Consider the following 21,153-nt stretch of genomic DNA (forward strand, 5'->3'; position numbering starts at 1 on the left):
GCTCGATCGTCGACGGAGGATCACCGTGCTCGTACCGGCTGCGCGTCGCACGGCCCTCGGCGTCGTGGGCGCCGCTGTGATCGTCGGGCTCACCTCCTGCACGCCACAGCCGCCAGGTCTCGCAGCGGACCCCACCGTGCCCGCGCGCCCGGCCGCCATCGATGTGAGCGGACGCCATCCGTGCGAGCTGCTCGACACCGCACAGCGCTCGGACCTCGATCTGGGGGCCGGCAAGGTCGACGACGCGACGATCGGAGGTCGTCCTGCCCCGACCTGCGGCTATCTGGGCACAGGCCCGGCGGCGGTCGACGTCAACCTGCAGTTCATCCCGGTTCCGACGTCTCAGCTCCTGTCCGTTCCGGGAACGGCACCGGTCGACGTGTCGGGATACCGCGCCGCCGAGACCGTGTATCCGTCGAGCTCGTACCCCTCGTGCGAGGTGGGTGTCGACATCGGCGATGCGACGTCGTTGCGAGCGCAGGCCATGGCGACGTCGTCGAACCTCCGGCGTTCCGGAACCACCGACCGCGACCTGTGCACGAGGGCCCGGGCCGTGGCCGCTGCCGCTCTGCCCTCGCTCCTGCGTCACTGATCCGACTCCGCGACTTCGCAATCGCGACGGGAGCTGCGGAAACCGCTGTCCCCGGGCGCCGGCGCACCTACGTTCCGGCCGTGGAACAGACCCAGCGAGGGACCGTGGGCGGCTCGTCGGACGCCTTGATGAGCCAGATCTCGTCGGACAACGTGCTCGAGGTCGGTCGCGCCCTGTCCGCCCAGATCGTCGCCATTCGCGAATCTCTTCGCAGCGCGCAGAGGACACGGGTCGGTCCCTGCGGGGACGATCCGATCTCGGGAGTCGCGACACCGGCGTTCCAGGACAGGTTCGAGCGGACGATCGCGACGCACGCGCAGCATCAGACCGAGTTGGAGGAAGCTGTCCGACGACTCCGAGCGACGGCGGTCGTCTTCGAGCTCGGCGAGGACGCCATCGCTCGTTCGTTCACGATCTGAGACCCGCGGCGCTCCGGGACGGACGATGGCGTTCTCACAGGGCTTCAACTTCGCGGCCAGGACCCTCCAGGAGAAGTACGCCTGGGTGGTCGGGAAACCCGGCTCGACAGCGGTCGCCGACGCCGCAGCCGCACTCCGCACCGCGGACGCCGAGCTGCGCTCCGCATCGGACGAGGCCCGGAAACGCATGGCCGAGCTGGGCATCTCCTGGCAGGGCCCCGCCGCGGCCGCCGCCCAGCAGTCCCTCGACGGCATCACCACCTCGATGATGTGCACCGCCCCCGTCACCGCGAACGGCGCCACCCAGCTGGACGCCTACGGGCAGTCCTTCGACCGCACCCAAGCCGTCATCGCCTCCCTGGACCCCACCCCGCCGGGCATCTTCACCAGCGGCGTCCGCACCCTCCACCTGCTAGCGAGCTCCCCGTTGACCGGGCTGAGCGCCACCGTCGCCGACTACGTCACCTCGCTCGAACGCGACCAGCGGCACAGCGAGGAGGCCGACCGCGCCCTCCAGGAGCATCTCGATACGGCGTCGGCGATCGACGACCGCTTCCGCACCGTCGACCCGGGGTCGGCCGCGACGCCCACCGGTGCGGGTGGTCCGGCGCCGGGCTCGGCCGGGGCCGGCGGCTCCGGCCCGGCCGGTGTCGGGGACGGCGGCGGAGCCACCCCTCTCGGCGGAGGCGGTCCGGGAATCGGCGCCCCGGATCAGCCGGGCGGCGGGCACCGTCCCGGACCGGACGGCGTCGGTGCTCCCGGCGGGCCGGGGAACGGCGGGGCGGGGAACGGCGGATCGGGGTCCGTCGGATCGGGCTCCGGCACACCGGACGTCGGGCGAACCCCGGGCCCCGGTGGTCCCGGGACCACCGGCGACGGCATGGCCGACCGCGACCGCGGCACCGGGCTCCCCGAACCGGTCGACGTCGTCGCACCCCAGCACCTCGACCCGCCGGCCGCGCCCGCCCCGGACCCGTACCGGCCGGCGGTGCCCCAGGGCCCGTACCCCACGACGGCACCGGGCCCCGACCCGCTCGCCACCCGCGTCGACCTCGGACGCCGGTTCGGCGACCGGACCCGGGCCCAGCCGCTCCTCCCGCCGTCGGCCCGTGGTCCCGGGTACGGCGACCGCCTCCCCGGCGGCACGGGATCCGGTGGAGGGCGGCCCTACGAGCCGTTCGGTCCCGGCGCCCGGACCGCCGAGCCGGCCTGGTCCGCCCGCCCCGGCGAGACCACCGGACGCGGCGGCGTCCCCGGCGGCTACGGCCCGATGGCCGGCGGCGCGGGCAGCCGCGACGCCCGGGACCACCGCAACCGCTACGTCGTCCCCACCGACGAGGTGTTCGACATCGAGATCGCCGCGACCGACGCCGTCCTGGCCCCCGAGGAGCCCCACCGATGATCGACTGGAACCGCGCCACCGTCCTCACCGCCGCCGAGTTCGACGTCGCCCGGGACCTGCTCGACCTCGGTCGCAACCCCGCGGTCCTGGAGCTGCTCAGCCCCGGGTTCACCGATGTCGAGCGGGCCCGTGTCGTGCGGGAGTGTCTCGACACCCTCGCCGCGCGTGGCCTGTTCACCGGCCCCGCGTTCGAGCCGAACCTGGTCGACGACCTGCGCACGGTCGTCGCACCGGAGTTCCAGCACGACCTCGTGGTCGCACCGCCGTCGTGGCAGCGGGCGCTGGTCGCGCGGCGGGCCGGGCGCGCGGCGGGCCGGGCGCGCGGTGCTGGCCACCCGGATCGGCGACGACGTCGCGCTGGTCCGCGTCCTGCCCGACGATGCGTCGGCCGTCCTGGTCGAGCTGCTCGGCGAGGTCGTGCCCGGCCCCGGGGCCGGGGTGCGGATCCCCGTCGCGGTGCTGGGTGAGGCTGCCGAGGGCGCCGACGGCGACGCCGACCGGCTCGTCCACGAGCTCCTGCGGCGGGGCTGCAGCGCGGCCGAGGCCGAGATGCTGCGGCGGATGGGGCAAGTCGAGGGCGTCGCCCAGCTCGGCGCCGGCCGGAAAGGACACGACCCGTGCCGCGCGCCGGGCGTCCTGCTGGTGCACGCCACCACGGACGGCTGCTACGTCCAGCGGCGCCCGACCCCGGACGTCGTCGGCGGCCCGCTCCCCGACGACGCCGTCGTGCACGCCGGTCCGGCCGACGCCGCGTACCTGGTCCGCGAGCTGGACCGGCTCGCCGACGGGGCGCGGCGCCGTCGCGCACCGGTCGGGACGCACCGGGCCTGGTGAGGGGTGGCCGGGAAATCGCTTACCGGGTAAGCGGATTCCGCGGGAGGTGTCCCTGCCGCACGCCGAGATGCAGCTCAGCGGGCCGTGGAGATCGACGATTCCCGCTGAGGTGCATCTCGGCGACGCCCCCGCGCACCGGGCCGGGCCCGACCGGCGCGAGCAGCGGAGCGGCGCGGCGGGGCGCGGCGGCGCGAGGTGCGGGGCGCGGTCAGCGCAGGACGACGGTCCCCCGCGGCACCTGCCCCGCCGACGCCGGCGGCACGGTGTCGGGCACCTCCACCCGGACGGGCAGCGATCCCGGGACGACGCGGTCGTCGGCGTCGCGGTACTCGAGGTCGCCGTCGGGACCGAGCTCGGTGACGTAGCCGTGCGTGGCGAGCTGGGCGTCGTCGAGCTCGGTCAACGGTTCGGCCCGCACCGCGGACACGGCGTACTCCGGCCAGTCGACGCCGGGGTAGGCGTCGTGCAGGTCGGTGAGCAGCCCGACGAAGACCTGCTGCCAGCGCAGCGGCATCGACTGGGCCAGTGACCGCGGCACGACGAGGTGGTCCGGGCAGGCACCGGGCGCCGCGGAGTCGAGGTAGTCCGAGAGCGGGGAGCGCATGCCGCCCATGATGGCGCCTCGACCCCGCTCAGGCGGGGTTCGGCGTGGTCCCCGGCCGGGTGGCGAGCGGGACGAGATCGCCGAACTCCCACGACACCGGCTGCACGCGGACGGGGAAGTTGCGGTTCGGTGCCTCGACCATCTTGCCGTCGCCCAGGTACATCATCACGTGGTAGATCGTGGTCGGGTCCGAGGTGTCGTGGGCGTAGAAGAGGAAGTCGCCCGGCTGCATGTCCCGGACCGGCAGGTGACCGCCGGAGTTGTACTGGTCGCGCGACACCCGCGGGATCGTGACGCCGGCCGCCCGGTACGACGCCTGCAGCAGGCTGGAGCAGTCCCAGGAGTCCGGGCCGGTCGCGCCCCACACGTAGGGCTTGCCGAGCTCGCCGAGCGCGAAGCCGATCGCGGCCCCGGCGACGCCCGGCGGCAGCGCGCCGGTCGTGCCGGGGGCACAGCCCGTCGGGTTGGCGACGTCGCCGATGTTCTCGACCAGCGACGCGGCCAGGCCCTCCCACTTGGCGTAGGCGTCGGGGAAGGCCGAGCGCTGCACGGTCTGCGCGGCCTTGGTGACCGGCATCGAGTCCCAGCCCGGCACCTCCATCAGCCGCTCGTAGAAGATCCGGCTGCTGTAGGCGGGGTCGGTGACCTGCGCGGGGGTGCCCCACCCCTGCGACGGCCGCTGCTGGAACAGCCCGAGCGAGTCCCGGTCCCCGTAGTCGATGTTGCGGAGCGTCGACTCCTGCATCGCGGTGGCCAGCGCGACCAGCCACGCCTTCGGCGGGAGCTGCATGTCCTTGGCGACCGAGATGATCGCGGCGGCGTTCTGCCTCTGCTCGTCGGACAGCGTCTCGAAGGTGGCTCCCCCGCCGCCACGGCCGACCGTCGCGGTCGAGATCCCGGTGTCGCACCAGGCCGCGTTCGACCGGCCGCCGCCGAGGTTGGGGCTGAACGCGAGGAAACCGACGGTCAGGAACAGCACCAGCGCCATCCCGATCGCGAGGAACGGCAGCAGCAGCCGCAGCGGCCGCAGCGCACGCGTCAGCGGGGTGCTCATGCCCGGTCGTAGCGGGACACCTTCCAGCCCGCCTCGGTGTCGACGACCAGGATCCGCAGGGTCAGCGTGTCGGTCGGCACGGTGACCTCGATGCTCTTCGGCGCGACCCGGGTCGGGGTCGCGGGCCCGGTGACCCGGGAGGCGGGCACGTTCGACGGGTCGACGCCCGCGAGCACGCCGAGGAACTCGTCGGTCGTGTACGGCCGCAGCCCGGCGACCCACTGCTGGGAGGTCATCCCGTCGGGGTGGTTCACCCAGGCCGCCGCCCACACCCGCGCCGTCTCCAGCGCCTGCCGCGGGGCCTGCGACACGGGCAGCGCCTCGGGCGTCAGCTCGGGCACCGGGGGCAGCAGCGTCGGGGTGGGCGTCGCGGAGACGCCGGACGATCCGCTGTCCCACCGGTTGCCGCCGGAGCCGCCCCCGGCGATCAGGCCGCCGGACGCCGCCCCGCCGGAACCGCCGAGCGAGACCAGCCCGAACACGAGCCCGCCCAGGACCACCACCGTCACGGCGAGCCGCGCGGGGGAGCGCAGCGGCCACTGCCACACCGCGCGGTAGGCGCCGGCGCGGCCGCGGGAGGACCTAATCGGCACGGTCGCCGCCGGTGCGGGCCGCCCGCGGGCGGTAGATCTTGTAGACGGGCACGCCGTCGACGAGCTCCGGGGTCACCGGGGTCGGGTCGCCGGGGCGGCGGGGACCCGCGGCGTCGCGGCGGTAGATGGCGCGGTCGTCGACCTCGCCGGGGTCGACCCGCGTGGCGAACCCGGTGTCGGGCCGCCCGGACGCCCCGACCGGCAGCGCCCCGCGGCGCGGCTCGGCGATCCGGGCCGCCTGGGGGGAGGACACGTCCGGTGCCGCGCGACGACGGACCCGGGCGCCCGGTCCCGCCGCGGTCTCGGCTTCCGGTCGCGCCGCACCCGGGTCGCCGGACCCGCCGGGGCCGCCGCGCTCGGACCACCAGCGGGACTGGCGCTCGTCGGCGTCGTTCGGGCCGCGCATCCGGTTCCACACCCGCGACACCGGGCCGCCGTTGATACCGGGGACGATCCCGCCGAACTGCTCACGGGTCAGCGTCACCATCGACACGAGCCGCCGGAACGGCCGCGCGACCGCCCACAGCACGAGCGTGACCACGCCGGTGACCAGCAGCGCGAGCCACAGGTCGACGCCGGACCCGGGGGCGAACAGCGACACGACCAGCAGCGCGTGCAGCCCGGCCAGCGCCCCGACGACGAGCGTGTTCACGATCGCGGCGCCGCCGATGCGCAGGATCGCCGGGATGACGTCCGGTTTCAGCAGCGCGACGACGGCGATCGCCGGCGCCGTCACCACCATCAGCCGGATGATCAGCAGCGCGACCAGCACCAGGACCTTGGACAGCAGCTGGAACAGCGCGATGCACGCGGCCTGGATCAGCGCGAGCGTCCCGGCCCCGATCCGGCTGCCGGAGGCCCCGGTGAAGTACGGGTAGCGATCCCCCATGCGGTCGGCGAGCGCGGCGTACTCGCCCTTCTTGCGCTCCGCCGTCTCGGACGTGTCCTGGCCCTGGTCGATCTCGTCGATGGTGAACGCCTGCGAACGCAGCAGGTCCCGGCCCAGCTCCTGGGCCTGCGGGACGTCCGGCGCGCCGAACGTCCCGCGCAGCCAGTTCTGGTAGGCGACCTGGTCGACGAGCACCGTCGGGAGGGTGTCGCGGGTGCCGAGCCCGACCTGCCCGAGGAAGCCCTCCTGCATCTGCGTGACGCCGTCGAGCAGCAGGTTGTCCGCGGCGCGGGACCAGTCGACCGGTGCGAGGTAGGCGGCGGAGCCGAGCATCAGCGCGAGGACGGCGATGCCGGTGCGCTGGGCCTGGCGCGCGAGCTCCCCGCGCATCGCCAGCAGCAGCACGATGATCGCGAACCCGAGCAGGCCGAGGCCCACCCAGGTGGTGAACACGGTCTCGTACATCGCCCGGGTCGCGGTGGTGATGACCTGGTCGAGCGGCGCGAACAGCGACCCGCCGTCGGCGATGAGGTAGTGCGCCCAGTTCACCCCACCGACGGTCAGCTTCGCCAGGTTGAAGACCTGGTTGCCCAGCCAGGTGTCGGTGGTGACCGACGGGTTCAGCACGCCCGACGTGGCGCAGCCCAGGTCGTAGTTGTGCCAGACGAGACCGGCGTAGCCGACCTCCTCGTAGACGCTGCCGGCCTCCCCGTGCAGGGCCGAGGGCCGGTCCAGCGAGCCGACCAGCCCGGTGCCGGGGCGGTCCGGTTCCGGCGGGGACTTGCAGTCCAGCGCCTGCGCCATGGCGGGCGAGCCGAGCAGCAGCGTGCCGCCGGCGATCGCGGTGACCACCAGGACCGCCGTCCGCCGGCGACGGCGGCGGATCACCCCGGGCGTCTGCGGCCTGCGGCGGCGGGTCTTCCGCACCGACACGACGACGGCCGCGAGCAGCACGCCCAGGACGACCCAGATGCCTGCGCCGCCGGACGGGTCGAGGCCCGCCGTCACCGTCCGTCCCCGTCGGGGGGAGCGGCCGCGGGGTGGCCGTTCGTGACGGCGGACCCGTCGACCGGGCCGTCGCCGCTCGACGGGCGGGTGCCGTTCGTCGGGGCGGGCTCGTCGACCACCCAGTCGTCGTCGAGCTCGTCGAGCAGGTCGAGCTGCTCGTCGTCGTAGAGCTCCGCGCGGCCGACGGCGGCGTCGGTCGCGGCGACCGACACGACCTGCACCCCACCGGCACGGATCCCGCCGGCCAGGACCGGGTCGTCGTCGCCGGGGCCGATCCGGGTGTCGGTGCGCAGGTCGATCTCGTCGCCGTCGAGGTCGGGCAGCACCACGGGGGCCGGGGCGCGCCGCGCGGGCAGCGGGCTCGGCTCGTCGGGTGCGGTCATCTCGGGATGCCCGGGCGCGGTGATCGCCGGGCCACCCGGCGGGCGCGGGGCGACGACGCGGGCGGCGTCGGGGTTGGTGTCGAGCGCCTCGCGGATGTGCTCGAGGTGCGGCGCCTCCAGGTCGATGCGGACCTTCTCCACGCCGCCGTGGCCGTCGGCGAAGACGAACTGGCGGGGCGCGTCGTCGGGCCGGTCGTCGTGGCGGGGGCGCGGGGACAGGGTCCCGAGCATCTCCTCGTAGCCGACGTCGGTGGGCACGCGCAGCAGCCGCAGCGCCTCGGACTGAGCCTCCTCGTCGTCGGTCCGGCCGACGAACACGGCGTTGACCAGCGACGCGAAGCCCGACACCCGCAGCAGGTCGCCGGCCAGCTGGGAGGCGAACAGGGCGCGGACGTTGAACTTGCGGGAGTCGCGGGCGAGGCGGTCGATGAGCACCTTGCCGGTGGGCACCTGGGACAGGAAGTGCGTCTCGTCGAGCGCGACGCCCTTGCGCAGGTTGCGGTCGGCGTCGTAGATCGTGCGCTGGGTCAGCCAGGACGCCAGGTTCAGCAGCTCGACACCGAGCGACTCGTTGTCGGTCCACTCCTCGCGCGGGCTGCCCGGGCGCGGCAGCGACAGCCCCTGCATCGTCAGCACGGTGAGCCGGTAGTCGCGGTCGGCCTGCCAGGGGTCGGCGCGGGTCTCGTCGGGGAACAGCAGCGCGGCCTGCGGCAGCTCGCGCCGCTCGTCGAGGAAGTCCGCGACGACGCCGGCGTGGTCCTCGCCCTCGGTCGCGTGCCGGCGCAGCGCGTCGATGACCATGCCCGGGTGCCGGTCGGGCGAGCCGCCGACCTCGCGGACCGCGCGGAGCAGCACGATCCGGGTGTGCGGCTGGCGGGCGATCTCGTAGGGCAGCAGCCCGGACAGCACGTCGAGCACCAGCCGGCGACGGGTGGCCGCGGCCAGCGAGCGCTCCCGCTTCCAGGCACGCTCCGGGTCCTCGTCGTCGAGGAAGTGGTCCGGGCGCGGCTCGGCGACCACCCGGTACGGGTTGAGGATGCCGGGGTCGGCACGGAGCAGGTTGATGTGCCGGGAGAACGGCGCCAGCTCCGGCAACCGGGTCAGCTCGGCCAGCGGGCCGGACGGGTCGAGCACCGTCCAGCGGGCCCCGGCGCGCAGCGTCTTGTAGACGACCAGCCCGGTGAGGAACGACTTGCCCGAGCCCAGGCCGCCGACGATCGCGGTGAGGCCGGACGCGCGCCGCACCTCCTGGGCCAGCCAGGGGTCCCAGGCGACCGGGCGGCGGGTCGCGGTGCAGGTCTCGCCGAGCATGATCCCGCGGCGGTCGCCGACGCTGGCCGTCGCGGCCGGGACCGCGGCGGCCGCCCAGGTGACCGACCCGCGTCGCCGGTAGGCCGTCGCGGCCAGCGGCTCGCCGGGGATGAACTCGCGGGCGTAGCGGTACTGCGCCTCGGGGTGCTCGATCTGCACCTTGGGCCGGTACAGGTCGACGACCTGCTGGGCGCGGGTGGTGGCCTCGGCCTCGTCGCGGCCCGAGACGGCGATCCGCCACCAGCCGTAGAGACGGGTGTTGAGCTGGGTGAGCCCGGTGGTGAGCTCGTCCTCGACCTCCAGGACCCGGTCGGCCTGCCGCGCGAGCGACATGGGCGGGTCGAGGTCGTGGTCGTGGGTGTAGTGCCGGATCTGGCTGCGCACCTTGCCCATCTGGCGCTGCAGCTCGCCGGTGACGTCCTCCGGGCGGCGCACGTAGATCCGCGCGGACCACTCCACCGGGAACGGCAGCCGGTCGGAGTGCTGCATCCACGGGTCGTCGATCTCGGGGATCCGCAGACCCTCCATCAGCCCGACGCTCAGCACCGCGACGTTGCGGGTGACGGTCTGGCTGCGCATCCGCCCGACGACCTGCACCGTCGGCGCGTACGGCTCCTGGTGCAGGTCGACACCCTCGGTGAACGCGGCGAGGTCCTCCGGCTCCCAGGTCGACACCCCGCGCGGCACCGAGGACAGCCCGCGCGGGGCGGGCAGCCCGAGGGCGACCGAGCGGTGCATCAGCCAGGCCATGTCCTCCGCGCTCGCGGGGACGGCGTCGAGGCCGGACCCGGCGACGAGCACGTCGAGGTGGTTGATCTCGGTCTCCAGCGCGGCGAGCTCGGCCTTGACCGCGGACGGCACGAGCCGGTCCAGGACGGGCGCGGCGCGCTCCACCCAGCGGTCGATCAGCCCGCGGCCGGAGACCTCGATGCCGAGGAAGACCTCCTTGTCGGCCATCGACAGGCCCATCAGGTGGCGCTGCTCGCCCTCCAGGAAGCCGTCCCAGCCGAGCGCGCCGGGCACGTCGGGCATGCGGCCGATCGCGTTCTGGTCGAACGACTCCGCCCACATGTGCACCGGGTAGGGCCGGGTCGTGACACGCAGGTGCAGCCAGCGCCCCTGCAGCTCGCCGAGCTGCGCGGCGATCTGCCGGATCAGGACCTCGCGCTGGTTGTCGCTGCGGAAGCTCCACGCCTGCGCCGCGAGCCGGTACCAGGCCATGACCTGCCCGTTGGTACGCGTGATGTGCCCGTCGATCGAACGCAGCGCGATCGACGGGGTGTAGTCCGAACCGCCCTCGCCGGCACGGGCCCGGCCGCGCCGGGCCTTCGGCCGGGGGGTCCGCTCAGGTGCGGCCACGGTGGCCACTCCGGCGCCACGGGTCGGGACGGGTGGTGCGCGCGGGCACGCTCGCGCCGCGACCGCCGCCACCGCCGCGGGCGCGGCGGAAACGGCTCCTGCGCGGGGCGCTGCCCGGCTCCGGCAGCGGCGGGACCACGCGCGCGGGTGCCGCGACCGGCGCCTCGAGCCCCGGTACCACCGAGGAGGTGGTGGCGGGCGCGTCCACGACGGCGTCCACGGTGACCGGCGGCCGCGTCCCCGCGGCGTCGATCCGGGTGCGCTGCGCGGTGGACAGCGCGGGGGTCCGGCCACCGGCCGACGGGACGCCGGGGTGGGCGCGGGTGGTGTGGACGCGGACGTGGCCCGCGCGGACCGAGCCGCCCGCGGCCCTGCGTCCGGCCCGCGGCCCGGTCACCTCGGCCCAGAACTGGCCGAGGACCTGACCGAGCGGCCGCTCGTAGTCGATCTTCTTGCCGAGCAGGCGGGTGATCGCGACGGTGCCGACGAGCGCCCAGGCCACGGAGAAGAAGTCCAGGCCGATGCCGAGCCGGCGCTGGACGAACATGATCAGCATCATGACGAGGAGCCCGACGCCGTAGCTGACGTAGCGGGCGCGCCAGGGGAACGTGGCCCGCGGCGGCCCGAGCCAGACGGCGTCGACGCGGTAGACCTCGTCGTCCGTGCGAACGAGCACGGATCAGCCCGGGGTCACGAGCAGGTTGGCCAGCGCCTGTCCGATGGCCGGACCGCTGCCGGTCACGGCGATGCCCAGTGCGATCAGACCCACCAGCAGCCCGATGCTGCGCCGGGCCACGCCGGCGTTGTCACCGCGACCACCGATCCACAGCAGGATGACGGCGATCGCGAGCAGGATCAGCGGCACGATGTTGTTCGTGATCCAGTCGCGGAGGTTGACCGTGGTCAGCTGTCCGCCCTGGGCGAGTACCAGCTGGATCGCCTCGTACGAGGTCTTCACAGCTCCTCCTTGCGGCAGTCCGCTTGTCCCGGTCGCTCCCGCAGGCGAGTAGACCACGAGACCCGTCCGGGATCCTAGGGGCTGAGCCACCCGGCCCACGGGTGCGCCACGCTGCGCGATCGGGTCGACACGGTCGGACCAGCGTCGATCGGGCGTGACTCGTGTCTCCCCGACATCCCGACCCTGACCCGGGATGTCATGGTCGGCCTTGGCTACTGTTCGGTAACACGCGCGGCCGACCCCTGGTGAGGTCGGGCAACCCTCGGCCGGGCGCACTACCCTTCGCCCGACCGTCGTCGCGCCCCACCACACCAGCGCGGCGGCGAGGTCCGAGGAGGCACTGCGATGGAGAGGCCCGCCCCGTCCCGGCGGCACGGTACGCCGTGCGCCCGTGGACGCGCGCGCTCCGCCGCAGCCCCGGTGCCCCACCGGACCGGTTCATCGATTCCCGTCCCGTTCCGTCACGGCAGCACCACGCTCCGGCAGGGACCGCTGGGTGTTCTACAGGGAGGTTCCTCCAGATGACCTGGGTGCAGTACACGCTCGGCATCGTCACCGTGCTGTCGGCGATCGTCGCCGTGGCCCTCGTCGCGATGACCGTGACCCGGATGGTGAAGATCATCCGGCTCGGCGGGTCCGACCCGACGCGCAACGGCCCGTTCGGGCCGCGGTTCGCGACGATGCTCAAGGAGACCCTGGGTCACACCAGGATGCTCAAGTGGACCAAGGTCGGCATCCTCCACTGGCTGGTGATGGTCGGCTTCCTGGGTCTGATCCTGGCGCTGGCCGAGGCCTTCGTGGAGGTCTGGAGCCCCACCTTCCACCTGCCGATCATCGGCGAGTGGTCGGTCTACTCCCTCTACGTCGAGATCCTCGGCGTCGCGACCGTCGTCGGCATCGGCGCGCTGATCGTGATCCGCCAGCTGAACAACCCGCGCTCCCAGGGCAGGATGTCGCGGTTCTACGGCTCCAACATGGGCCGCGCGTACTTCGTCGAGGGCGTCGTGTTCCTCGAGGGCCTGGGCATCCTGGTCGTGCGGGCCGCGAAGATCTCGATGGGCGCGTTCGACGTGCCGGTCTGGTCCGCCCCGGTCTCCTACGCCCTGTCCGCGGTCCTGCCCGCGTCCCCGGCGCTGGTCTCGGTGTTCGCCGCGGTCAAGGTCCTGTCCGCGATGATCTGGCTGATCGTGATCGCCGCTAAGCCCACGATGGGAGTGGCCTGGCACCGGTTCACCGCGTTCCCGAACATCTACTTCAAGCGCAACGACGACGGCTACAAGGCCCTCGGCGCGACCCGGCCGATGATGTCGAACGGCAAGCCGCTGGACCTGGAGGAGGCCGACCCCGACACCGACACCTTCGGCGTCGGCAAGGTCGAGGACTTCACCTGGAAGGGCCTGCTCGACTTCACCACCTGCACCGAGTGCGGCCGCTGCCAGTCGCAGTGCCCCGCGTGGAACACCGAGAAGCCGCTGTCGCCGAAGCTGCTGGTCAACGCCCTGCGCGACCACGCCTACGAGAAGGCCCCCTACCTGCTCGCCGGCGGCAGCCGCGACATGGCGGGCGACGAGGTCGGCATCACCGGCGAGGGCGCCGAGGAGCGGCTCAAGGCCATCCCGGTCGACGCGCTGGAGGCCGCGGGCCGTCCGCTGGTCGGCGGCGAGGACGTCCTGGGCGTCATCGACCCCGACATCCTGTGGTCCTGCACCACCTGCGGCGCCTGCGTCGAGCAGTGCCCGGTCGACATCGAGCACGTCGACCACATCATCGACATGCGCCGCTACCAGGTCCTCATCGAGACCGAGTTCCCCACCGAGCTCAACTCGCTGTTCAAGAACCTGGAGAACAAGGGCAACCCCTGGGGCCAGAACGCCAAGGACCGCCTCGAGTGGACCAAGGGCCTCGACTTCGAGGTCCCGGTCGTCGAGGGCGAGCTGGACGCCGAGACCGAGTACCTGTTCTGGGTCGGCTGCGCCGGCGCGTTCGACGACGGCCAGAAGAAGACCATCCGGGCCACCGCGGAGCTGCTGCACCGCGCCGGGGTGAACTTCGCCGTCCTCGGCTCGGGCGAGACCTGCACCGGTGACCCGGCGCGCCGCTCGGGCAACGAGTTCGTGTTCCAGATGCTCGCCCAGCAGAACGTCGAGACCCTGAACACGGTCTTCGAGGGCCGCGAGACGGGCACCCGCAAGATCGTGACGACCTGCCCGCACTGCCTCAACACCCTGGGCCGGGAGTACCCCCAGCTCGACGGGCACTACGAGGTCGTGCACCACACCCAGCTGCTCAACAAGCTGGTGCGGGACAAGAAGCTGGTCCCCGTGTCCGCCCCGGCGGGCGAGGAGACCGGCCCGGTCACCTACCACGACCCCTGCTACCTCGGGCGGCACAACGAGGTCTACGAGGAGCCCCGCGCGCTGATCAACGCGACCGGTGCGGCCGGGACGACCACGCTGACCGAGATGCCGCGCCACGGCGACCGGTCGATGTGCTGCGGTGCCGGTGGCGCCCGGATGTGGATGGAGGAGCGCATCGGCAAGCGCATCAACTTCACCCGCGCCGAGGAGGCCGCCGAGACCCTCACGAAGGCCGGTGGCGGCTCGGAGCCGTCCGGCACGCTGGCGGTCGGCTGCCCGTTCTGCCGCACGATGATGACCGACGGTGTGAACCAGACCGCCGGTGAGGCCGTGCAGGTCCAGGACGTCTCGCAGATGCTGCTCGCCGCGGTGAAGCGGGGCGACGCCCCTGCCGACACCGCGCCGGAGCCGCAGCCCGAGACCGAGGGCCAGAGCGCGCCGACCACCGACGCCCCGGGGACCGCCACCCCGGCCGCCGAGGTGGCCGACGAGGCCGCGAAGCAGGACCCGACCCCGGCCGGTTCGGACGGTGCGTCGAGCACCGGGACCCCGGCGTCGTCGGGGAACGGAGCGGCGAACGGGTCGAGCAACGGGTCGTCGCCGGAGGAGGCGACACCGGAGCGCTCGAACGAGAACTGACCCACCACCGACGACGGCCGGGTACCCCGCAGGGGGTGCCCGGCCGTCGTCGTGTGCGGGGTCAGCAGGGGGTGAAGGAGCTGACCTGGAACGTCGTCGTGGTGGTGCGGGTGAGGACGACGCGGCCGAGCTGCGGTGCGGCCGCGCCCCACGCCGAGCCGCAGGCGTCGACGGCGGTGGTGGCGCCGACCGCCACCTCCGGGTCCGGACGCCGGTCCGGGACGGTGACCTGTGCCCCGGCGGGCATCCGCCCGTGCAGGACGGCGACGGCGTCCTCGCAGCCCGCCGCACCCGTCGCGGCGCGGAGCTGGTCGAGCGCGGCGGGCTGGACGAGGCGGCAGACCCGGGCCGGGTTCGGCGAGGCGACCCCGGTGTCCAGCGAGACGAGCGCGAGCTGCGGGCGGGCGACGCCGAGGTCGGTACGGAACTGCGCTCCGGCCTGCGCGTCGACGCGGGCCTGGTCCTGCCGGATCTCGGCCGAGCGGAACGAGTAGCCGACCCCGGACACCACCAGCAGCACCACGCCGGCGGCGAGCACCGTCCAGCGCGGCAGCAGCAGCGCCCCGGCGACGATCACCCCCACCGACAGGGCCAGTGCCCACGCCCACGGGTTCTCCCGCGTCCCGTTCACCAGGGCAGCGACGAGCACGACCCCGGCGACGTGCGGTGCCCACCCCTGCAGCAGCCGGTCCAGCCGCAGCAGGGCCAGCAGGACCAGGGTGCCGAACCCGAGGCCGACCGGGACCCACCAGCGGCCCGGGTCGTCGAGGAAGGGCAGGAGCAGGACCGCGGCGCCCGCGAGACCGAGCGCGGTGGCGCCGCGGACGGTGCGGGGGCGCAGGCGGCGCCACGGGGCCCAGGGGTCCCGGTCCTCCGTCCCGCGGTCCGCCTGTGGCGGGTCCGCGGGGCCGGGTGCGGGCCGGCGGGTGAGGGCGCGCGAGCCGGGGTCGGGCTCCGGGGGCGCCACGGGGGACACGACGAGCTCGGTGCCGGGGGGCGGTGGGGTGTCGGTCTCGGAGCGGGCCGGGCTCTCACCGGTCGCGCTCCCCCCGGCGGCCCTCTCACCGGCGGCGCCACGCCCGGCCGTGTCGAGTCCGGCCGTGTCGGGTCCGGGCGTGTCGGCGCGGGCGGCGTCGGTCGCGTCGGGTCCGGCGTCGTCCTGCCGGGGCGGACTGGCGCGGCGGACGCCGCGGTCGGGCCGGCCGCTCCGGCGGCGGCCGGTGGCCCACGGGTCCGGGGAGCTGCGGTCGGCGTCCATCACCGCCCAGGGTAGCGACGCCGTCACCCCCGGCGGGGCGACGAGCTCAGGCCCGCCGGGTGTCGGTGCGGTGGAAGTTGCGGAACGCGCGCGACGGCGTCGGACCCCGCTGCCCCTGGTAGCGCGACCCCACGCCCTCGGTGCCGTAGGGCCGTTCGGCCGGGCTGGACAGCCGGAACAGGCACAGCTGCCCGATCTTCATCCCGGGCCACAGCGTGATCGGCAGGTTCGCCACGTTGGACAGCTCGAGGGTGATGTGGCCGGTGAAGCCCGGGTCGATGAACCCGGCGGTGGAGTGGGTCAGCAGACCCAGACGGCCGAGCGAGCTCTTGCCCTCCAGCCGGCCGGCCAGGTCGTCGGGCAACCCGACGCGCTCGAACGTGGAGCCCAGCACGAACTCGCCGGGGTGCAGCACGAACGACTCGCCGTCCGGCGTCTCCACCGGGGTCGTCAGCTCGTCCTGCTGCTGGGCGGGGTCGATGTGGGTGTAGCGCGAGTTCTGGAAGACGCGGAAGTACCGGTCCAGCCGGACGTCGACACTGGACGGCTGGAGCATCTCGACGTCCCACGGGTCGAGCACGAGCCGGCCGGACTCGATGTCCTTGCGCAGGTCACCGTCGGAGAGCAGCACGCCGACACCCTATCCAGGGCCCGCGGTCACGCCTCGGAGGACTCCTCGGAGTCCGACTCCACCTCGCCCGGGCTGTGCCGGCCACCGCCGACGAGGTCGTCGGGCAGCTGCGGCGAGCGGGTCAGCCCGAACATCCAGGCGACGGCCTGCTCGGCGCGGGCGGCCTCGAAACCGTCCGACGCGGCGGCGCGGCGCCCGTGGTCGCCGTCGAGCACCTGCGCGACGGCGGCGGCCGCGTCGTGCGCGGCGATGCTGCGGATCGAGTCGCCGGGCTGCGGCACGTTCGGCCCGTCGACCAGGACCGCGAGGGTGCCGAGACCGGGTGCGTCGACGACGAGCTCGTGGTCGTCGCTCACCAGGACGGTCGCCGCGGTGAGCACGGCCAGCTGGTCGGGCAGCGCCGGCTCGGCCACGACCGTCACCCGCGGGTGGGTCCCGAGCGACTGCGCCGTCTCCCCGGCGGCGAGCGCGCCGAACAGCACGATCTCGATCCGCGGGTACCGCTCCAGCAGGTCCGCGATCCCGCGCAGCACCGGCGACGACGAGGCCCTCGCCAGGTCGACGACGATCAGCCTGCGGTGCTGGTCGTGCATCCGCTCCAGCGCGTCGACACAGCCCTGGTGCTGCGGCCCGGGCAGCGAGTTGATCGTGTCGCCGATCGTCAGCACGTTCGGGCCGAGCGGGCTGCCCAGCGCGGACCCGCTGGTGGTGAGGAACAGCGACGCGAGCTGGCCGATGACCCGCCGGTGCGCCTCCTGCGGGAACGGGCACAGCAGGTCGTCGGTCCCCATGCCCGCCTGCATGTGCACGATCGGGATCCGCCGCCAGAACGCGACCGTCGCCGCGACCTCGGCCGCCAGCCCACCGCCGTGCACCAGCACCGCGGACGGGTCCTGGTCGACGAGCAGCTGGTCGAGCCGGGTGAACAGCGCTGCGGCGACGTCGGCCATGCCGGGCCCGGTCTCCAGCGGCAGCAGGACCGTGATGTCGGTGGGGACACCGAGGGCCTCGAACGCCTCGTGGACGGCCATCGGGTCCGGCCCGGTGGCGACGGTGATCCCGCGGATGCGGTCCGCCGCCGCGACGGCCCCGGCGACCGGGGCGAGCCGGGCGACCTCGGGACGGCTGCCGGCGATGAGCAGGACGTCGTGCTCGTGGTCCGGGGGGAACCCGGACACGTCGCCCGACGTCGGTTCGAACACCGTCATCGCAGTCGCCTTCCGGCCGAGGTCTGACCGACGGTGACGAGTGTGCGCGGAGCGGGCGGCCGGGTCGAGACACGCGCGCCCGGTGGTCGGATCGTGCGACGACCGGGCAGGGGAGGTCCGTGACAGGTACGCGGATCGTGATGCTAGGGTGATCTCACGCCATGCGGATGTAGTTCAATGGTAGAACATCAGCTTCCCAAGCTGAATACGCGGGTTCGATTCCCGTCATCCGCTCCACACACGAAGGCCCAGGTCAGCGGCAGATTTCCCGCCGAGCCTGGGCCTTCGTCGTTCCCGGGGAACGGTGCCTCGCGCCATTCCCGTGCGACGCCGGCCCGCGACCAGTGGCGCATGGCGGTCGCCGTGCGGCCTCATGATCACCGGTTGTGGAGCGCAGAGGGCCGTGGAGTGCACTCCGGACTCCACAACCGGTGATCATGGAGTCAGAGCGCGGGCGGCACGTCCCGGCGGGCGACCCACCAGGTCGCGACCCCGGCCCCGGTGAGCAGTGGGACGAGCACCAGCACCGCGGGACCGGCGAACACCGCGACCACGCCCAGCGCGATCGCCGCGGTCCCCGCCCCGAGGCCGCTGGCCACGGCCAGCGCCGTCGCCCGCTCGCCGACCGGCTCCCCGGCCACCCAGGACAGCGTGCGGGCCACCCCGGCGACGACCACCGCCAGCACGATCCCCACGACCACCGCGGCCGGCGGCAGCGCGGCACCCGCCGCGAGCACGACCGGGATCGCGAGCGCGGTGAGGACGGCGGACAGCAGGGCGCGCAGGGATCGCCGCAGCGGCGGGACGGGGGGTGTCACGTCTCCCGATTGTGCAGGGTCTGACCTGCGGTTTCGATGTAACCTGCGCGACCCTCAGTAGAGCCGGGCCGCGTAGCCGGCACCGTAGTACTCCTCGATCTTCTCCAGTGGCTCGTCGGGACGGGCGAGCCGCTTGGCGAGCTGCGCGGTGGAGGGCAGCGCGTCCGGCGCGGGCCAGCTCGTCGTCGCCCACAGCTCGGAGCGCAGGAACGCCTTGGGGCAGTGGAAGTAGACCTGGTCGATCGCGACCTCGCAGGCGAGCAGCGGCCGGCGGCCCTTCACGACGAGCTCGTCGAAGTACGGCGCATCCCGGACGAGCCGGGCCCGGCCGTTGATGCGCAGCGTGTCGTTGCGCCCCGGCACCAGCAGGATCACGCCGACGTGCGGGTTCTCCAGGACGTTGCGCCAGCCGTCGACGCGGCCGTTGCCGGGACGCTCGGGGATCGCGACCGTGCGGTCGTCGACGACGTGCACGAACCCGGCCGGGTCACCCTTCGGCGAGACGTCGCAGGTGCCGTCGCGGCCCGACGTCGCCAGGAGCAGGAACCGGGACGCCGCCAGCCAGGCGCGGTGCACGTCCACGAGGTGGTCGCGTTCCTTCGCCAGCGCGGGCGCGATGGGCTGCCCGGTGATCTCCTGCAGCTCGGCGAGGGTACGGATCTCGGTGCCGTGCGCGTCGGAGGTCATGGGCCAACGGTAGGCGCGCACGCGGGCGGGGCCGAGTGGATTCCGGTCACGGGCGTCCGACGACGGGCAGCCGGGTCGTCGGGAGGTCGGGGACCCGGCCGGACGGGGCCGACGGCGGCGGGGTGCCGGGTCGGATCGGCGGCGACCACGGAGCAGGGGCCGGGCGGGCCGGATCGGCGACCGGGGACGGCGGGTGCCCGACGGCCCACGGGGTCCCGGTCGTGACCCGCGGCGGCACGGCTGCGACCAGCCCGATCCGGGCGTAGCCGAGGAACAGCAGCGCACTGAGCCCCTCCACCGCCGCCCAGGCGACGCCGTACTCCCCGGCGACCCGGTTGTTCAGCCCGTGCAGCAGCGCGGGGAGCCCGATCCCGAGACCGGCCAGGGCGAGCCACGGTCCGGCGTCGCGGTAGCGCGACGCGAGCCCGAGGAAGTAGGCGGACAGCCCCGCCCAGCAGGCGTGGACGATCGGGCCGGTCAGCAGGCGCCACGCGAGCGTCAGCCCCGACCGCGCGTCGTCGATGACCATGTAGTCGTTCGCGTACTTGACGGCCTCGACGGCGCCGAACACCAGGCCGCAGGTCGCGCCCAGGAACAGGAAGTCCCGCGGCGAGAGCGAGTGCCACGCCCGTCGGTGGACGAGGGCGAGCGCCGCGACCGGCAGCAGCTTCGCGAGCTCCTCCGGCACGGCCACGGTCACGATCCCGGCGAGCAGGGTGTCGGTGTCGGCCGCCAAGGCGCGTTCGAGGGCCATCGCGACCGGAGCCTCGACGACCAGCGCGATCCCGGCGACGAGCGCGAGCACCGGGCCCGTCACCCCGCCCGGCGCCACGACCTTCCACAGCACCAGGAACCAGGCCGCGGCGAAGTAGAACGCGAAGACGATCGACGGCAGCAGGATGTCGTCGGAGCCGGACGTCGGCAGCGTCGTCGCCAGCGGCGGCACCGCGATCAGCGCCACGAACACCCACGTCGTCCACGACCGGAACCACGGGTGCCGGGTCCACGCCCGCCACGGGAACAGCACGGACACGTCCGGCAGCGGCGTCCGCCGACGCGGCCCGTACGGCGCGCTCACCGGTGCACCGTCGATCCCTGCGGGCCGTCGCTCCAGGAGATCTTCTTGGCGAAGCAGTCGTCGGAGCCGAAGCCCTGGGCGTCGCACCAGGCGTTCGCACCGGCCGCGGTGGTGAAGGGCTGGGCGACGACCACGACCCAGTAGTCGCTGTTGCGGAACACCGGCCAGTCGCCGGACCAGAGCAGCGCGGCGCCCGGGTACTGCGCGGCGAGGTCGGCGGTAGTGGTCGAGGATGCCCTGCTCGTCGTAGGTGATGCCGCCGTCGCTGGTGCCGGCGCGCTTGGAGGACAGCTGCGGGACCCAGTAGCCGGCCGTCGCGGCGACGCGCGGGCCGTCGGCGGCGGCCTGCTCGGTGAGCGACGTCGTCGGCGACGGGCTGTAGCCCGGCACGTAGGTGGTTGGCGGGATCACGACCGGCGCCGCGGCCGGGGCGACCACCACCGGCACCGGCGCGGCCGCCGGGGTCACGGTGGGCGCGGTGCCGGGGAGCAGGTCGGGGCGCAGGACGAGCAGCGCCGCCCCGGCCAGCAGCAGCGTCACCAGCACCAGCGAGGCGACGACCCACGGCGTCCGCGACGGGGTGGTCGCCACCGGGCCCCACCCGGCCGGGACGTCCCAGCCCGGCGCGTAGCCGGTCGGCTGCGGGCCGGCCCAGGCCGACGGGGCCGACGGCGGCGCGGCGGGCCGGTACCGGTCGGCGGGGCGGTACTGCGCCGTCGACGGGTGCTGCACGGCGGTCCGTCCCTGCGGCACCGGGGCCCCGGCGCCGACCGGCACCGCCCCGGTCCGCGGCCGGGGGACGACGGCCTGCGCCCGCGGCCGTCCGCACCCCACGCAGAAGTGCAGCGAGCCCAGCAGCTCCGCCCCGCACCGGCACCGCTCCACCATGACGACCCTCCCCGACGACGGCGGCCGGACGAGTCCGGCCGTGTTGCCTGCCCATCGCACGCACCACCCTGTCGTTATCGGTGGCCCTGCTCCGGACGGCGTACTTCATCTCTTGTGATGACGGGGCGAAACGGAGCAGCTCACCGGCCCGGCAGGAGGGCGTCGCGGGCGCATCGGGTGCCC

General features: G+C 74.3%; 18 protein-coding genes and 1 tRNA gene. 6 read left to right on the top strand and 13 right to left on the bottom strand.

Annotated elements, in window-relative coordinates; translation table 11 throughout:
- Positions 1–25: 25 nt before the first annotated feature.
- The 4 genes from KPL60_RS30835 to KPL60_RS30850 all read left to right on the top strand — a co-directional run bounded on the left by KPL60_RS30835 (position 26) and on the right by KPL60_RS30850 (position 3,247).
- Positions 26–592 carry a DUF3558 family protein gene (locus KPL60_RS30835; RefSeq protein WP_226367986.1) on the top strand — a complete coding sequence of 189 codons (567 nt, stop codon included), beginning with the start codon at positions 26–28 and terminating at the stop codon, positions 590–592.
- Positions 593–672: 80 nt separating this feature from the next.
- Positions 673–1,011, top strand: a complete 339-nt coding sequence (locus KPL60_RS30840; RefSeq protein ID WP_226367987.1) for a hypothetical protein — start codon at positions 673–675, stop codon at positions 1,009–1,011.
- 25 nt (positions 1,012–1,036) lie between these two features.
- A complete protein-coding gene (locus tag KPL60_RS30845) occupies positions 1,037–2,413 on the top strand; it encodes a PPE domain-containing protein (protein WP_226367988.1) in 1,377 nt (458 codons plus the stop codon).
- A 114-nt stretch (positions 2,414–2,527) separates the two neighbouring features.
- The gene (locus KPL60_RS30850) at positions 2,528–3,247 is read left to right on the top strand and encodes an ESX secretion-associated protein EspG (protein ID WP_226367989.1); all 720 of its coding nucleotides are present in this window, start codon (positions 2,528–2,530) and stop codon (positions 3,245–3,247) included.
- A 208-nt stretch (positions 3,248–3,455) separates the two neighbouring features.
- On the opposite strand, the gene KPL60_RS30855 is transcribed toward KPL60_RS30850, so the two are convergent.
- From KPL60_RS30855 to KPL60_RS30885, 7 genes are read right to left on the bottom strand one after another with little or no spacing between them, the layout of a single operon-like run.
- Positions 3,456–3,851: a hypothetical protein gene (locus KPL60_RS30855; RefSeq protein WP_226367990.1), complete on the bottom strand. Its 396-nt coding sequence runs from the start codon at positions 3,849–3,851 to the stop codon at positions 3,456–3,458.
- A 28-nt stretch (positions 3,852–3,879) separates the two neighbouring features.
- The gene (locus KPL60_RS30860; protein WP_226354370.1) at positions 3,880–4,905 is read right to left on the bottom strand and encodes a C40 family peptidase; all 1,026 of its coding nucleotides are present in this window, start codon (positions 4,903–4,905) and stop codon (positions 3,880–3,882) included.
- On the bottom strand, positions 4,902–5,498 hold the full coding sequence (locus tag KPL60_RS30865) for a hypothetical protein (RefSeq protein WP_062398831.1): 597 nt from the start codon (positions 5,496–5,498) through the stop codon (positions 4,902–4,904). The genes KPL60_RS30860 and KPL60_RS30865 overlap by 4 nt, the downstream gene beginning before the upstream one ends.
- Positions 5,488–7,395, bottom strand: coding sequence for a hypothetical protein (locus tag KPL60_RS30870; protein ID WP_226367991.1), 1,908 nt, complete (start codon positions 7,393–7,395; stop codon positions 5,488–5,490). Before KPL60_RS30870 ends, KPL60_RS30865 begins: the two co-directional genes overlap by 11 nt.
- Positions 7,392–10,448 (bottom strand): ATP-binding protein, encoded by a 3,057-nt coding sequence (locus KPL60_RS30875; protein ID WP_226354372.1) that lies wholly within the window; start codon positions 10,446–10,448, stop codon positions 7,392–7,394. The genes KPL60_RS30870 and KPL60_RS30875 overlap by 4 nt, the downstream gene beginning before the upstream one ends.
- Positions 10,435–11,124: a hypothetical protein gene (locus tag KPL60_RS30880; RefSeq protein WP_226367992.1), complete on the bottom strand. Its 690-nt coding sequence runs from the start codon at positions 11,122–11,124 to the stop codon at positions 10,435–10,437. Before KPL60_RS30880 ends, KPL60_RS30875 begins: the two co-directional genes overlap by 14 nt.
- Before the next feature lie 3 nt (positions 11,125–11,127).
- Positions 11,128–11,406: a hypothetical protein gene (locus KPL60_RS30885; protein WP_020622502.1), complete on the bottom strand. Its 279-nt coding sequence runs from the start codon at positions 11,404–11,406 to the stop codon at positions 11,128–11,130.
- Between the two features lie 521 nt (positions 11,407–11,927).
- On the opposite strand from KPL60_RS30885, the gene KPL60_RS30890 reads away from it, so the two are divergent.
- Entirely contained in the window at positions 11,928–14,402 is a 2,475-nt protein-coding gene (locus KPL60_RS30890; protein WP_226367993.1) for a heterodisulfide reductase-related iron-sulfur binding cluster, read from the top strand.
- A gap of 61 nt (positions 14,403–14,463) precedes the next feature.
- Here the strand turns inward: KPL60_RS30890 and KPL60_RS30895 are convergent, their stop codons facing one another.
- From KPL60_RS30895 to KPL60_RS30905, 3 genes are read right to left on the bottom strand one after another with little or no spacing between them, the layout of a single operon-like run.
- Positions 14,464–15,660 carry a hypothetical protein gene (locus KPL60_RS30895; RefSeq protein WP_226367994.1) on the bottom strand — a complete coding sequence of 399 codons (1,197 nt, stop codon included), beginning with the start codon at positions 15,658–15,660 and terminating at the stop codon, positions 14,464–14,466.
- A gap of 46 nt (positions 15,661–15,706) precedes the next feature.
- Positions 15,707–16,291: a dCTP deaminase gene (gene dcd / locus KPL60_RS30900; protein WP_062398841.1), complete on the bottom strand. Its 585-nt coding sequence runs from the start codon at positions 16,289–16,291 to the stop codon at positions 15,707–15,709.
- A gap of 26 nt (positions 16,292–16,317) precedes the next feature.
- Positions 16,318–17,499: a UDP-N-acetylglucosamine 2-epimerase gene (locus tag KPL60_RS30905; RefSeq protein WP_226367995.1), complete on the bottom strand. Its 1,182-nt coding sequence runs from the start codon at positions 17,497–17,499 to the stop codon at positions 16,318–16,320.
- A 163-nt stretch (positions 17,500–17,662) separates the two neighbouring features.
- Between KPL60_RS30905 and KPL60_RS30910 the strand changes: the two genes are divergently transcribed.
- Positions 17,663–17,736 (top strand) — tRNA-Gly (locus KPL60_RS30910).
- A gap of 206 nt (positions 17,737–17,942) precedes the next feature.
- On the opposite strand, the gene KPL60_RS30915 is transcribed toward KPL60_RS30910, so the two are convergent.
- Genes KPL60_RS30915 through KPL60_RS30925 form a run of 3 tightly spaced genes read right to left on the bottom strand, consistent with a single transcriptional unit; the run spans position 17,943 to position 20,970 of the window.
- Positions 17,943–18,317 (bottom strand): hypothetical protein, encoded by a 375-nt coding sequence (locus KPL60_RS30915; protein ID WP_226354377.1) that lies wholly within the window; start codon positions 18,315–18,317, stop codon positions 17,943–17,945.
- A 54-nt stretch (positions 18,318–18,371) separates the two neighbouring features.
- Entirely contained in the window at positions 18,372–19,004 is a 633-nt protein-coding gene (locus KPL60_RS30920) for a pyridoxamine 5'-phosphate oxidase family protein (RefSeq protein ID WP_226367996.1), read from the bottom strand.
- A 46-nt stretch (positions 19,005–19,050) separates the two neighbouring features.
- On the bottom strand, positions 19,051–20,970 hold the full coding sequence (locus tag KPL60_RS30925; protein WP_226367997.1) for a PrsW family glutamic-type intramembrane protease: 1,920 nt from the start codon (positions 20,968–20,970) through the stop codon (positions 19,051–19,053).
- Positions 20,971–21,153: the final 183 nt, after the last annotated feature.

The sequence above is a fragment of the Pseudonocardia sp. ICBG162 genome (assembly GCF_020496225.1).
GTDB lineage: Bacteria > Actinomycetota > Actinomycetes > Mycobacteriales > Pseudonocardiaceae > Pseudonocardia > Pseudonocardia alni.